Below are 12,654 nucleotides of genomic sequence, written 5' to 3' on the forward strand. Positions count from 1 at the left end.
AATTGCCGCTGGCCATCAAATCCGGCGCGTCCGGCCTCTGCAGCCGATTGATGCGTATCATAGCGGCGGGTTCGTTCCCGGGGGAACATGGGGCCGGGAGGATGGCATGGTGGACGACCGCAAGACAGGTGATGAGGGACCGCGCGCAGGGCAAGTGCCCGCTGCGGGCGGCGAAGGCAGCCGGTGGGCCGGGACCGAGAAACTGGTCAGCGGACTGAATGGCGGGCTGAACATTGCGCATGAAGCCGCGGACCGCCACGTGGCCGCGGGCTATGGCGCGCAGACGGCGATCCGCTGGCTGGGCAAGGACGGCAGCAGCCGCGAGTTGAGCTATGCTGACTTGGCCGCGCTGTCCTCGCGCTTTGCAAACCTGCTGCGGGACCACGGGCTGAAGCGGGGGGACTGTGTCTATTCGCTGATGGGGCGGGTGCCGGAGCTTTATGCCTGTGCCATCGGAACGCTGAAGGCGGGGCTGGTCTATACGCCGCTGTTTGCCGCCTTCGGGCCCGAGCCAATCCGGACGCGGATGGAGATCGGGGAGGCCAGGGTGCTGGTCACCACCGCGGCGCTGTACCGGCGCAAGATCGCGCCGTTCCGGGATCAGCTGCCGTCCTTGAAGCTGGTGCTGGTCACCGGTGAGGAGGCGCCGGAGGGCTGCGTGGCGCTGGGGCCGGCGCTGGAGCGGGCAGGGGAGAAGTTTGAGACGGTCCATACCGGGGCCGAGGATCCGGCGCTGGTGCATTTCACTTCCGGCACCACCGGCAAGCCCAAAGGCGTGGTGCATGTGCATGGGGCTGTGGTCTATCACGCCTATTCGGGGCGCATCGCGCTGGGGCTGGAGCCCGGCGCGGTTTATTGGTGCACCGCCGATCCCGGCTGGGTCACCGGCACCTCCTACGGCATCATCGCGCCGCTGGTGAACCGGGTCACGATGATCGTGGACGAGGCAGAGTTCGATCTTGAGCGCTGGTACGGCATCATCGGGCGCGAGCAGGTCGAGATCTGGTATTCCGCCCCCACCGCCATCCGCCTGATGATGCGGGCGGGCGCGGACGCGGCGGCGGCGTTCGATTTCTCCTCGCTGACATTCCTCGCCAGCGTCGGCGAGCCGCTGAATCCCGAGGCGGTGGAGTGGAGCGGCAAGGTGTTTCCGCACCCCTTCCATGACAACTGGTGGCAGACCGAAACCGGCGGGATCATGATTGCCAACCTGCCCGGCATGGAGGTGAAACCCGGGTCGATGGGCAAGCCGTTGCCGGGCATCGTTGCGGCCATCCTGAAAGAGGACGGCGGCGGGCTGGCCGAGTGCGGGGCAGGGGAGACCGGGGAGCTGGCGCTGCGCCCGGACTGGCCCTCGGTGATGCGGGGCTACCTGCATGAGGAGGAACGGTTCGCCAAGTGCTTTGCCGATGGCTGGTATCTGTCGGGCGATTTGGCCACCCGTGACAAGGACGGCTATTACTGGTTCGTCGGGCGCAAGGATGACCTGATCAAGACCTCCGGCCATCTGATCGGCCCGTTTGAGGTGGAAAGCGCGCTGATCGAGCATCCGGGCGTGGCCGAGGCGGCCGTAATCGGCGTGCCGGATGCCGCCGCGGGCGAGATCGTGAAGGCCTATGTCACGCTGAACCCCGGCTATGAGCCCTCTGAGGAGCTGGAACGCGATGTGCGGGGCCACGCGCGCAAGCAGCTGGGGGCGGCGGTGGCCCCGCGCAGCGTCCTGTTCCGCAATACCCTGCCCAAGACCCGCTCCGGCAAGATCATGCGGCGGCTGCTGAAGGCGCGCGAGCTGGGGCTGCCGGAGGGCGACATCTCGACATTGGAGAGCGATGAGACATGAGCACCCAGGAGAAAACCCGTCTCGACCGCGGCCATGTGCGCGGGCTGCTGTCTGCGATGATGCGGATCCGCATGTTCGAGGACAAATGCGCCGAGCTCTACACCCAGGAAAAGATCCGCGGCTTTCTGCATCTTTACGATGGCGAGGAAGCGATTGCCGCGGGCGTGATCCCGCTGCTGGCGGAGGGCGACCGGGTTGTGGCGACCTACCGCGAGCATGGACACGCGCTAGTGCGCGGGGTTTCGATGAACGCGGTGATGGCGGAGATGTACGGCAAGGCCGAGGGCTGCTCCGGCGGGCGCGGCGGCTCGATGCATCTCTATGATACAGAGGCCAATTTCTATGGCGGCAACGCGATTGTCGGCGGCGGGCTGCCGCTGGCGGCGGGGCTGGCGCTGGCGGACCACCTGCGCGGCGATCCGCATGTGACCGCCTGTTTCTTTGGCGAGGGGGCGGTGGCCGAAGGCGAGTTCCATGAGGCGATGAACCTGGCGGCCCTTTGGGGGCTGCCGGTGCTGTTTGTCTGTGAAAACAACGGCTATGCCATGGGCACGGCGCTGGGGCGCAGCGAGTCCGAAACCGACATCAGCGCCAAGGCCGCCGCCTATGGTGTGGCGGCCGAGGTGGTGGACGGGATGGATGTGGTGGCGGTCGAGACGGCGGCCCGGCGCGCGCTTGCGGATATCCGCGAGACCGGCAAGCCGGTGTTCCTGGAATGCCGCACCTACCGGTTCCGGGCCCATTCTATGTTCGACGCCCAGCTGTACCGGGACAAGGCCGAGGTCGAGGACTGGCGCCAGCGCGGCCCGATCGTGCGGTTCCGCGGCTGGCTGCTGGAGGCCGGGCTGATCCATGAGGAGGAGATCGCCGCTATCGAGACGGAGATCGAGGAGGAGATCGCAGCGGCGGTGCAGTTTGCCGAAGACGGATCGTGGGAGCCGGTAGAAGACCTGACGCGCCATGTCCTGGGGCCGCAGCCCGGTCCGGTTGCGCCCGCGGCGCCTGGCGGGGAAACCAAGGTGCTGAGCTACCGGGAGGCGGTGCGCGAGGCGCTCCGCGACGCGATGAACCGCGACGAGCGGGTGTTCCTGATGGGAGAGGACGTGGGCGCCTATGGCGGCTGCTATGCGGTGTCCAAGGGGCTGATGGAGGAATTCGGCGAGGCCCGCATCCGTGACACGCCCCTGTCGGAGTCGGGCTTCACCGGCGCCGGGATCGGCGCGGCGATGGCGGGGATGCGCCCGGTGGTGGAGCTGATGACGGTCAATTTCTCGCTGCTGGCCTTGGATCAGATCCTGAACACCGCCGCCACCGTCCGGCACATGTCCGGCGGCCAATTCGGGGTGCCGCTGGTGATCCGCATGGCCACTGGCGCGGGCAAGCAGCTGGCGGCGCAGCACTCGCACAGTCTGGAGGGGTGGTATGCGCATATCCCGGGGCTGAAGGTGCTGGCGCCGGCCACGGTCGAGGATGCACGCGGTATGCTGTGGACGGCGCTGTGCGATCCCGATCCGGTGCTGATTTTCGAGAATGTGATGCTCTATAACCATGAGGAGGCGCTGAGCAGCACTGCAGGCCCGGTGGATATCTCGCAGGCCGCAGTCCGCCGCGAAGGGAGCGATGTCAGCCTGATCACCTATGGCGGATCGCTGTTCAAGACGCTGGAGGCGGCGGAGAAACTGACGGACTCGGGCATCTCGGCGGAGGTGATCGACCTGCGCAGCCTGCGGCCGCTGGACGACGCCACGATCCTGGCCTCGGTGGCCAAGACCCGCCGCGCTGTCATTGTCGACGAGGGCTGGCGCTCCGGCTCGCTGGCGGCCGAGATTTCGGCGCGGATCATGGAGCAGGGGTTCTGGACGCTGGACGCACCGGTCGGGCGGGTCTGTTCAGCGGAGGTGCCGATCCCCTATCCGAAACATCTGGAAGACGCGGCGATCCCGCAGGTGCCGGCCATCGTGGCGGCGGCGCAGTCGGTCATGGGAGTGGGGTAGGATGGGCCTTTTCGTCATGCCCTCGCTCGGCTCCGACATGGAGAGCGGCACGCTGGCCGAATGGCTGGTCGCGCCGGGTGATACCGTGGCCCGCGGCGACGTGGTGGCGGTGGTGGAAACCCAGAAGGGTGCGATCGAGATCGAGTGTTTCGAGGCGGGCAGGGTGCAGGAGCTGAAGGCGCAGCCGGGTCAGGTGCTGCCGGTCGGGGCGCCGATGGCCCTGATCCTGGCCGAGGGGGAAGATGTGCCGGAGCCTGAACAGGCGCCCGCGCTGCAACCCGAACCGGAACCGGCCGTGGAGGCCGAACCCAAGCCCGTCCGGGAAACTGTGCCTGCCGCCGCAGCAGCTCCGGCGGGCGCGGTCAGGGCGTCGCCTGCGGCGCGGGTGCGGGCGGCTGAGCTGGGGCTGGATCTGGACACAGTAAAGGGCAGCGGTCCGGGCGGCGCCATCGTGCTGGCGGATGTGGAAGCGGGTGGAATGCGCGATATCGGCGCGCCGGCCTCGCGCCTTGATGAGATGCGCAAGGCGATTGCCGCGGCGATGACGCGCTCCAAGCAGACGATCCCGCATTTCTACCTGTCGCAGACCATGGACGTGCAAGCGGCCGTCAACATGCTGGCCGTGCGCAACGCCAAGGTGCCCCCGGCGGAGCGAATCCTGCTGGGCGCGGTGCTGCTGCGGGCGGCCGCCCTGGCAGCGCAGAAGGCCAAAACCCTGAACGGCCATTTCACGGATGGCGTGTTCCAGCCCGCCGCGCAGGTCAATCCCGGTATTGCGGTGGCGCTGCGCGGCGGCGGGCTGGTGGCGCCTGCGCTTGCCGATGTCCCGTCGATGACGCTGGATGAGACCATGGCGGCGATGCGGGATATCGTCTCACGCGCGCGGGCGGGGCGGCTGACAAGTTCCGAGATGACCCGCGGCACCATCACCGTGTCCAGCCTGGGAGACACCGGCGGCGAGGTGATGGCCGGGGTGATCTTTCCGCCGCAGGTAGCGCTGATCGGGATCGGCGCGCCGCAGCTGCGGCCCTGGGTGGCCGGAGGCCAGATCGTCCCGCGCACTGTCATCACTGTCACACTGGCCGCGGATCACCGGGTCACCGGCGGGCGGCAGGCGGCCAGGTTCCTGGCCGGATTCGAAACTCTGATTTCCAAGCCGGAGGCGTTATGATCCAGACCGATATGCGTGCCGTTTTTCTGGAAGAGCTGACACGGGTTGCCCCGGACATAGATCCCGCGGAGGTATCTGACGGGGATCACCTGCAGGATGATCTGGAACTGGACTCGATGGATGTTCTGAACCTGGTTGCGGCGCTGCACCAGCGGCTTGGTGTCGATATTCCGGAAGCGGACTATCCAAAGATCGCAACGGCGGGGGCCGCCGTCCGGTATTTGTCCGCCGCGGTGCAAGAAAATTGAGCGCCAAGGGCCCGGCTGAGCGTTTATTCGCCGGCGCCAGCCCGTTGCGGCGATTCCATGAGGGATTTTGATTTTAATTAAAGCGGAATCGCCGGGCAGGTGGCACAATAACAGTGAGACAAATCCGTTGCGAGGAGATCTACAGATGCCAGCAAAAGCAACAGACAAAACTCCGGGGATTTTTGCAGAAGCGCTGAAGCCGTTGCAGGGCGCGATGCTTTTCAACCCGATGTTCAAGCCGCAGGTCGAGCAATTCTGGAACGTTCAGGAGAAAATCCTGGATGAAGCGGAGGTGTTCGCGCGGCATTGGTTCGAGCGCCGCCACGAAGCGGCGCGGACTGCGCTGGACGCGGCCCGGACGATTGCGTCGGACAATCCCGCGGCGCCTGTCACAGTGGCAGAGGCCTTTGCAGAGTGGCAGCGCCACTCGGCTGAGCGCATTGCCGAAGATGGCCGGGAATGGTTCGGCATGATGTCCCGCTGCGCCCGCTACATGAGCGACACCGAAGCGGATGCCATGGAAGAAACGATCGACGAAGCGGTTAAGATGACCAAGAAGGCAACCAAGCCGGCGCAGTCCGAGCCTGTCTAAGCCGGATCTGGTGCCGCAGCAAGGTTGAAGGCGCGCTTACGCAGGCCTTGAACAGACCGCGGGCACGAGCGAGGTTTTCTGGCTCGTGCCGAATAAGTTGACTGAATATCCTGGGGAGCGGCGGATCAGCCGGACATCAGCACCGGAATCCGGGCCTCCTGCAGCACGTGTTCGGAGGCATCCCCGAAGATCAGGCGGTGCAGCCGGGAGTGGCCATAGCCTCCCATGATCACCAGGTCGCACTTCTGGCTTGCGGCCTCCATCAGAATGCGGATGCCTGCTTCGTTTTCCCCGTCCCGGATCTGGCGGACGTCCACCGTCACGCCGTGGCGCGACAGCACGCGGGCGATCTCGTGGCCTTCGGTGTCGAAATCCGCGGGCCGGTGATGCGGCTCGTGGATGGTGACAACCTCGGCAAAGGCGGCGCGTTGCAGGAAGGGCAGACCGTCATGCAGGGCGCGGGCCGACTCCCGGGTGCCATTCCAGGCAGCTAGAACACGCGTTCCGACCGGTTTATCGCCCCAGTCATCCGGGAGCAGCAGCACCGGGCGGCCGCTGTTCACCACCAGTTCCTTCTGAAACCCTGTCTGATCGAACCGCTCCTGCTGGCGGTCGGGCAGCAGGGCTAAAATAAGATCCGACCGGGTGGCCGATTCCAGCAGCTCGTCCGCGGCGTCAGGCGACCGGGCTGCCCGCGAACGCCATTCTGCCGCACAGCCGGCCTGGTCTGCCGCCGCCTTGAACAGTTTTTCGATCTTCCGGTCTTCTTCGGCCACACGCCGGCTGAATTCACCCAGCATGATGTCGTCGGCAGCAATTGCGATCCCGGTATAGGGCACCAGCGCTTCCAGCGTGTGGAGGCCAATCAGATGGGCGTCGAACTGCCGGGCGAGGCCGCAGGCCGCCGGCAGCAGGTGCCCGGCGGAAAACTCCGACGTCAGGCAGGCAAGGATTGTCTTGTAACTCATGGCTTAGGTTTCCCTCCCTGAAGGCCGGCGCCTGCAGGCGTTTCTGCGCGCAGGGCCTGCTCATGAAATATAGCAGATTTTCCGCCTGTCAGGGTTTGACACCGGTCAACCGGGGAAACGCCGCGTGCAGCGGGCGGCCGCCCGGCGCTTTAACGCTGGTTAATGCACAGGCGGCCGGTCTGGCCGAGTCTGTTCAGTAGAGCGACTCAAGACTTGTTCGAAGGAAACCGAAAAATGGCTGATAATCAGGACCCGAAACAATCCGAACCCGCTGGCAGCCAGGAAGACGCAATCGCTGAACGCACCTGGGGCCCGCTTTGGAACATTCGGGACGAGATCGACGACCTGCTGGAGGACCTGAATGCAGGCAGCTTCTTTGCCCCGTTGCGCCGCAGCAGGAGGGGCCAGGGGCACCGGGTTCGCGGGACGCTGCCCGGGTTTTCCTGGAAAATGCCGGTGCTGGATGTCGTCGACAAGGAGGACGAAGTCAAACTGACCGCCGAACTGCCTGGCCTGTCCGAAGACGATATCGACCTGCGCGTGAGCGGCAGCATGCTGACCCTGCGCGGCGAAAAGAAGGAAGACCGCGAGGAAGGCGACAAGGAGGGCGACTTCTACCTGAGCGAACGGCGCTTCGGCTCGTTTGAGCGCAGCGTCCGGATCCCGGACGGCATCGACCGCGGCAAGATCGAGGCCACGTTCAAGAACGGTGTGCTGACCGTTCGTCTGCCGAAGAAGCCGGAAGCCCGGAATCCAAGCAAGAAGATAGACGTCAAACCGGCCTCCTGATGCCGCCGGCGCGCGTTACTGGCAGGCAGCAGGTCACTGTCAGGCCGACGGCGGCCGGGAAAGGATTTGCCCATGCTTGTAGAAGAGATCATGTCCGTGCCCGCACGGTTTGCCCGCCGTCAGGACAGTGCGGCCAGTGCGGCGGAGCAAATGCGCAGCCTCGGGATCGGGGTGCTGCCGGTTGTTGAGGACGGCGAGGTTGTGGGCATTGTCACCGACCGGGATATTGTCCTTGCCATGGCCGGGCAGGACAGCGCGCTGGCGGGGATACCGATTGCCGAGGTCATGAACGCCGCCGTGATCTGCTGCCGGGCGGAGGACACAATCGAAGCCGCGGCGGCTCTTATGGGGGATCATCAGATCCGGCGACTGCCGGTGCTGGACGATGAGGGGCGGCTGACGGGCCTCTTGTCCGTCACCGACATTGCGGTGCACGCGTCGGAACAGCTTGCGGGTGAGGCATTGGGAGAGATTGCCGAATACCGCTAGTCCGGAACCGGTGTGATCTCTGCGGCCAGCCGCTCCGGCTCGACTCCGGCGATGTCCGACAGGGCAGCGAGGTCGTTGATCCGGACGTCCATGTGATCCGCAGTGTCAACAAGGCCATTTCTGACAAAGCGGCGCAGAGTCCGGCAGACGTGGACCGCCGTGAGGCCGGTAAAGTCGCCAATGTGCCTTTGGGTCAGCGGCAGGTGGAACGCGCAATTTTCTGACAGCCCCAGCGGTTTCAGCCGCAGGCAAAGCTCGATCAGCGCATAGGCGATCCGGCTTTCCGCGCTGCCGCGGCCCAGGCGCAGCATGCGTTCCGACAGCCTGGCGCGCTCTGCGGCCTCAACCTGTTCGTTAGCCCGCGCCAGCCGGGGCGATTCAGCGAGCATCCGGTGCCAGGACGCCAGCGGAATGACGGATACCAGAGCGTTGGTGACGGCCTCTATGTTCAGGCCCGCAGTCTTGCCGTCCGCCGATGTCGGATCGGCGATATCGCCGGGCAGCATGAAATCGATCAGCTGCACTTCGCCGTGGAGGGAGGATTTCGACGCCGCAAGCCAGCCCTCGATCACGATGATCACCTTGCAGCCGGGCTCCCCGTCATGCAGCAGGATTTTGTTTTCCGGGACACGCTGCAGGTTGCTTCGGAAGCTGTTCAGCACCGTGTCGCGGCCATCAAAATCCATCGCGCCAATGCGAAGGCTGGCGACGTTGGTATATTGAATGGGGATCGGGCTTTGCCTCGTCACTGAAACGTTCCCTGCAAGAAATGCCAGTACGGGTCCTGATCCAGATGCCGTACCGCACAATGATCGGCGGTAGAGTGGTTAGGCCTCATGGTGCGGCTGCCACGATACTGGCGTAAAGCGATTCTGTCGACTGGAGGTTGCAGCGCGGCGGGGGATGGCGGGTTGCTCCAGATACTGCCCGGCAGCGCTGATCCCGTCAGGCAAGCGTCCGCATGTGCAGGCGGAAGTCCTCCGTTGCCTGGAACACCACACCGTTCGGCACTTCTTCCCAGGGCTCGTCGAAAGTGACGGGTTCCGAGGCAACCTCGATGCACCTGTAACCGGTATCGTGCTGATGCTTGACATGGGTTTCACCGCAGACGGTGCAGATGTGCAGGTGGTCGCGGCGCAGGTGGAAGAGCGAGCGGTTGAGCCGTGCCCCCACCAGGTGCGGCCCGTCGGTCAGGACGATGTTGAGGCCGGGCGGGCTGGAGGGATCTATGTCCGCGCACCAGGCGGTAATCTGGTTGAGCGCGTCACGCACAGTGTCCAGCAGCCCCTTTTCGGGATGGCGCAGGAACAGGCTGAGCAGATAGCGGAAAACATGCTCGCTGTCGGTCTGGCCGTGAATTGAGGTCCGGTGCAAGGGATCCATGCGGTCAAGCAGGCGGAACCGGATCTGTTCGAAATTCGGAATTGTGCCGTTATGCGCAAAGATCCAGCGCCCGTGATGGAACGGATGGGTATTTTCGACGCTGGTGGCGCCGACTGTTGCGCGGCGGACATGGGCAACCGCGGTGCGGCCATAGACCCGCGCGGCTGCTTTGGCGAAATGTTCGCCGTGATAGGCGGCCCAGACCTGCTTTTCGATGACCGGAACGCCGTCGGGATAGTCTGCGACCCCCCAGCCGTGACCGTGCATCATGCCTTCCATGTCGCCCTGGCTTTGCGCCATCAGGGCGTTCTGGGCCGTGACCAGGCCGCATTCGACCCGGGTCGGCTCATTGGCGTGCATGGCATAGAGACGGCACATTTTTCTGTCCGGTCAAATTGGGCCAGCGGATACTGTGATAGTATGTCTTGCAGGTGCAGCGGTAAAGAAGGGGGGCAGCCTTGAACCGGTCTCGAACCCTGGATGTGCGGGGCGGGTCAGCTATCGATGCAATTGCAGACAGGCTGGCCCGGGATGAGCCCGCGCTGAGGTCCTCCCGCGACCTGTGGCCGGGCGTGCAGCAGGGCATCGGCAGCGGAGCTTCGCTGTTCATCGGGGATCAGGTCGGAATTGCCCTGTTCACACCCGAAATGGCCGGAACCCGCGACTATCGCATGGCGCTGCTTGCCAAACCCGGCGACGCAGTTGTGGTGCGGCAGCGCCGCCGCGAGTTCGAAAACTATCTGTCCGGGTATCTCGGCATCCGCCAGGTCCGCTTTCTGGAGGCGCATGGCGCGGACCCGGCGCCGGTGGCCAAACAGTGCCGGACTGATCCGGCGCTGTTCACCCCTCTGCTGGAGCTGCTTCAGGCCGCCGGGTCGCTGACTCTCTACGCCTATCTGGTGACCGGGCATCTGTGGCAGCTGGCACAGGCGCTGGCCGCCGCCGCCGGGCTGCCGGTCTATGTCGCGGGCCCGTCGCCGCGGATCTCGCGCCGGGTCAATGACAAGCTGTGGTTCTGGGAGGTGGCGCGGGAGATCGCGGGGCGGGAGGCCGTGCCGCCCACCACCTTTGCCTTTGGCCCCGCGGCTGCGGCCGGGCAGATGGCCCGCCTGGCGCGGGTGTCCGGGCAAATCGTGGTCAAAGTGCCGGATAGCGCGGGGGCTGCCGGAAACATTCGCTTCAGCGCGGCGCAGCTCGAAGGGTTTGGCACGGCGGCGTTGCGCGATCAGCTGGAACAGCGGCTGCGGGCAGCCGGATGGGAAGGCGGCTACCCGGTGCTGGTGGGGGTGTGGGAAAGCGGCGTGAAGAAAAGCCCGTCGGTGCAGATGCGGCTGCCCCATGCCGGCGAGGGGCTGCCTGAAATTCTTGGCATATTCGAACAGCGGGTGCAGGGGCGCGAAGGCAAGTTTGCCGGTGCGCGGTACGCCAGCCTGGAGCCGGAAACCGAAGACAAGCTGACAGCGGACGCCATGCGCCTTGGCGCCATGTTCCAAAAAGCCGGCTATTTCGGCCCGTGTTCGCTGGACGCGGTTTTGCGGTCGCTTCCATCAGGCGCGGAACAGATCCACTGGATCGAATGCAACGGGCGCTGGAGCGGTGTGTCGATCCCGCTTGCCGCCGCAACCGGGCTGCTGGGGCAGCGCCCGGAGGGGATCGTCATCTTGCAGGAAACCCTTGAGGGCGAGGCTCCGCTTGACATCACCCGGCAGTGCAGCTGCCTGGGGGACCTGCTGTTCCGGCGCGGTCAGTCAGACGAAGGAGTTATCCTGGTTTCACCGCCGCATCCGCTCCGTGCCTCGCTGAACGCGGCGGCCGTCGCCGCCAGCCAGGAACGGGCAGACGCCCTCATGGAAGCGGCTTTCGAGCGGATCAGCGCAGCAAGGTGAGGGAGCCGCGCCTGAAGCTGCCGCCGCAGCGGCCGGATCTGGTTCTGCTGCCCGCATTCCAGCGCCCGGTCAGGGCGGCATTGACTCCTATCAATGCGGTGCGGCCCGATATGGCGGATCCTGAAACGGCAATCTCAAGCTGGAGGGAGAATTATGGCAACCACGGGTATCAAGACTCTCGATCATGCCCCGCAGGTTTTTGCCGAATGGCTGAACCAGCTCTGCGACGACCTCGGCTGGCCGGACAAATCCAGGGCCTATCTGCTGCTGCACGAAACCCTTCATGCGATTCGCGATTTCCTGTCCGTTGACGAAGCCGCCGATCTGGCGGCCCAGCTTCCTGTGCTGGTCCGGGGCGTGTTCTATGCCGGCTGGGATCCGTCCAAGACACCGGCGAAACCCCGCAGCAAGAAGGATCTTCTGGCCCGCATTGAAGCCCGGTTCGACAAGGATCCGCTGGACGACCCCGAACGCGCCGTGGCTGCGGTGTTCGATCTGTTGCGCCGCCATGTCTCGAAAGGGGAGTTCGATCAGGTCAAGAACGCGATGCGCAAGCCGATCCGGGACCTTTGGGACTAGGCTGCGGTGCGGGCTGAGGACGGCCCGCGGGCGCGTCCTACCACGGCAGCCGGCGCAGCGCCTGGCGGGCGCTTGCTGCAAGCCGGGTCAGTGAGACACACAAGGAGGGTGTGGCCGGCGGATCGCTTGGATGCCACGCATCAAGGGCGCTGCCGCCCCCGAAAACCGCCATGCGGTCCGGCCGCCCGGCCTGCCGCAGTTGCAGGATCAGCGACGGCGGGACGCCAAAGTAACGGGCGATTTCGCCGTCATTCAGGCCCAGATCTGCAAATGCAGTGACCACGGCAGCTGGCCACGGGCCTAATCTGTCTTTGGCTGGAGGCTCATGCTGGACGCCCGCTGGAAATCCCACGGCTTGCTCCCTTTTACCGAAGCCAACTGCATTCCGGTGCCGGGTTACTGCGTGACAACCACCGTGCACGCCGCGTGGTGCAGCACCTTCTGGGACACGCTCCCCATCAGTATCTCGCGGACCAGACCCAGCCCGCGCCTGCCGATGACGATCATCCCGGCATTGCTGGATTCGGCGGTTTTCAGAATACCGTCTGCGTAGTCGCCGGCGCAAAGATGCGTGACCACGTCCTGCGCGCCGGCGTCCTTGGCGCGATGCTCTGCCCAATCGAGGATCGTTTCGCCTATGGCCAGGATCGCGTTTGCCTTGTCGCGCTCTTCGGTTGCGCTGGCAAACAGCCCCAGGAAGTTCGCGGGCTGGCCG

General features: G+C 65.4%; 14 protein-coding genes. 9 read left to right on the plus strand and 5 right to left on the minus strand.

Annotated features, from left to right (window positions below; genetic code table 11):
• Positions 1-106: 106 nt before the first annotated feature.
• The 5 genes from acsA to ACFMBG_RS21535 all read left to right on the plus strand — a co-directional run bounded on the left by acsA (position 107) and on the right by ACFMBG_RS21535 (position 5,845).
• Positions 107-1,840 (plus strand): acetate--CoA ligase, encoded by a 1,734-nt coding sequence (acsA, locus tag ACFMBG_RS21515; RefSeq protein WP_421056724.1) that lies wholly within the window; start codon positions 107-109, stop codon positions 1,838-1,840.
• Positions 1,837-3,834, plus strand: a complete 1,998-nt coding sequence (gene pdhA / locus ACFMBG_RS21520; protein ID WP_421056725.1) for a pyruvate dehydrogenase (acetyl-transferring) E1 component subunit alpha — start codon at positions 1,837-1,839, stop codon at positions 3,832-3,834. The genes acsA and pdhA overlap by 4 nt, the downstream gene beginning before the upstream one ends.
• 1 nt (position 3,835) lies before the next feature.
• A complete protein-coding gene (locus tag ACFMBG_RS21525) occupies positions 3,836-5,005 on the plus strand; it encodes a dihydrolipoamide acetyltransferase family protein (RefSeq protein ID WP_421056726.1) in 1,170 nt (389 codons plus the stop codon).
• Positions 5,002-5,253, plus strand: a complete 252-nt coding sequence (locus tag ACFMBG_RS21530) for an acyl carrier protein (RefSeq protein ID WP_421056727.1) — start codon at positions 5,002-5,004, stop codon at positions 5,251-5,253. The genes ACFMBG_RS21525 and ACFMBG_RS21530 overlap by 4 nt, the downstream gene beginning before the upstream one ends.
• 145 nt (positions 5,254-5,398) lie before the next feature.
• Positions 5,399-5,845, plus strand: coding sequence for a hypothetical protein (locus ACFMBG_RS21535; RefSeq protein ID WP_421056728.1), 447 nt, complete (start codon positions 5,399-5,401; stop codon positions 5,843-5,845).
• Between the two features lie 125 nt (positions 5,846-5,970).
• On the opposite strand, the gene ACFMBG_RS21540 is transcribed toward ACFMBG_RS21535, so the two are convergent.
• Positions 5,971-6,813, minus strand: a complete 843-nt coding sequence (locus ACFMBG_RS21540; RefSeq protein WP_421056729.1) for a universal stress protein — start codon at positions 6,811-6,813, stop codon at positions 5,971-5,973.
• A 234-nt stretch (positions 6,814-7,047) separates the two neighbouring features.
• On the opposite strand from ACFMBG_RS21540, the gene ACFMBG_RS21545 reads away from it, so the two are divergent.
• Both ACFMBG_RS21545 and ACFMBG_RS21550 read left to right on the plus strand, forming a co-directional pair.
• Positions 7,048-7,602, plus strand: a complete 555-nt coding sequence (locus ACFMBG_RS21545) for an Hsp20/alpha crystallin family protein (protein ID WP_421056730.1) — start codon at positions 7,048-7,050, stop codon at positions 7,600-7,602.
• Between the two features lie 72 nt (positions 7,603-7,674).
• Complete coding sequence (locus ACFMBG_RS21550) at positions 7,675-8,091, plus strand: CBS domain-containing protein (protein WP_421056731.1); 417 nt, start codon at positions 7,675-7,677, stop codon at positions 8,089-8,091.
• Here the strand turns inward: ACFMBG_RS21550 and ACFMBG_RS21555 are convergent.
• Positions 8,088-8,840 (minus strand): Crp/Fnr family transcriptional regulator, encoded by a 753-nt coding sequence (locus tag ACFMBG_RS21555; protein WP_421056732.1) that lies wholly within the window; start codon positions 8,838-8,840, stop codon positions 8,088-8,090. The two genes, ACFMBG_RS21550 and ACFMBG_RS21555, sit on opposite strands and share 4 nt — an antisense overlap.
• 196 nt (positions 8,841-9,036) lie before the next feature.
• On the minus strand, positions 9,037-9,852 hold the full coding sequence (locus tag ACFMBG_RS21560; protein ID WP_421056733.1) for a class II glutamine amidotransferase: 816 nt from the start codon (positions 9,850-9,852) through the stop codon (positions 9,037-9,039).
• 80 nt (positions 9,853-9,932) lie between these two features.
• Between ACFMBG_RS21560 and ACFMBG_RS21565 the strand changes: the two genes are divergently transcribed.
• Positions 9,933-11,360, plus strand: coding sequence for a preATP grasp domain-containing protein (locus ACFMBG_RS21565; RefSeq protein WP_421056734.1), 1,428 nt, complete (start codon positions 9,933-9,935; stop codon positions 11,358-11,360).
• Positions 11,361-11,513: 153 nt separating this feature from the next.
• Entirely contained in the window at positions 11,514-11,939 is a 426-nt protein-coding gene (locus tag ACFMBG_RS21570; protein WP_027233756.1) for a DUF2267 domain-containing protein, read from the plus strand.
• A 37-nt stretch (positions 11,940-11,976) separates the two neighbouring features.
• Here ACFMBG_RS21570 and ACFMBG_RS21575 read toward each other — a convergent pair whose 3' ends face one another.
• Positions 11,977-12,222 (minus strand): hypothetical protein, encoded by a 246-nt coding sequence (locus ACFMBG_RS21575; RefSeq protein WP_421056735.1) that lies wholly within the window; start codon positions 12,220-12,222, stop codon positions 11,977-11,979.
• A gap of 113 nt (positions 12,223-12,335) precedes the next feature.
• Positions 12,336-12,654 (minus strand): universal stress protein (locus ACFMBG_RS21580; RefSeq protein WP_421055987.1); only part of this gene is annotated, 319 nt, incomplete at its 5' end.

This window comes from Leisingera coralii, from assembly GCF_049056525.1.
In the GTDB taxonomy this organism is placed as follows: Bacteria; Pseudomonadota; Alphaproteobacteria; order Rhodobacterales; family Rhodobacteraceae; genus Leisingera; species Leisingera coralii.

Coding starts and splice junctions, on each gene's coding strand:
- ACFMBG_RS21545 (WP_421056730.1), top strand. CDS start 7,048: ATGGCTGATAATCAGGACCCGAAACAATCCGAACCCGCTGGCAGCCAG.
- ACFMBG_RS21535 (WP_421056728.1), top strand. CDS start 5,399: ATGCCAGCAAAAGCAACAGACAAAACTCCGGGGATTTTTGCAGAAGCG.
- ACFMBG_RS21550 (WP_421056731.1), top strand. CDS start 7,675: ATGCTTGTAGAAGAGATCATGTCCGTGCCCGCACGGTTTGCCCGCCGT.
- ACFMBG_RS21530 (WP_421056727.1), top strand. CDS start 5,002: ATGATCCAGACCGATATGCGTGCCGTTTTTCTGGAAGAGCTGACACGG.
- ACFMBG_RS21560 (WP_421056733.1), bottom strand. CDS start 9,852: ATGTGCCGTCTCTATGCCATGCACGCCAATGAGCCGACCCGGGTCGAA.
- pdhA (WP_421056725.1), top strand. CDS start 1,837: ATGAGCACCCAGGAGAAAACCCGTCTCGACCGCGGCCATGTGCGCGGG.
- ACFMBG_RS21540 (WP_421056729.1), bottom strand. CDS start 6,813: ATGAGTTACAAGACAATCCTTGCCTGCCTGACGTCGGAGTTTTCCGCC.
- ACFMBG_RS21525 (WP_421056726.1), top strand. CDS start 3,836: ATGGGCCTTTTCGTCATGCCCTCGCTCGGCTCCGACATGGAGAGCGGC.
- ACFMBG_RS21570 (WP_027233756.1), top strand. CDS start 11,514: ATGGCAACCACGGGTATCAAGACTCTCGATCATGCCCCGCAGGTTTTT.
- acsA (WP_421056724.1), top strand. CDS start 107: ATGGTGGACGACCGCAAGACAGGTGATGAGGGACCGCGCGCAGGGCAA.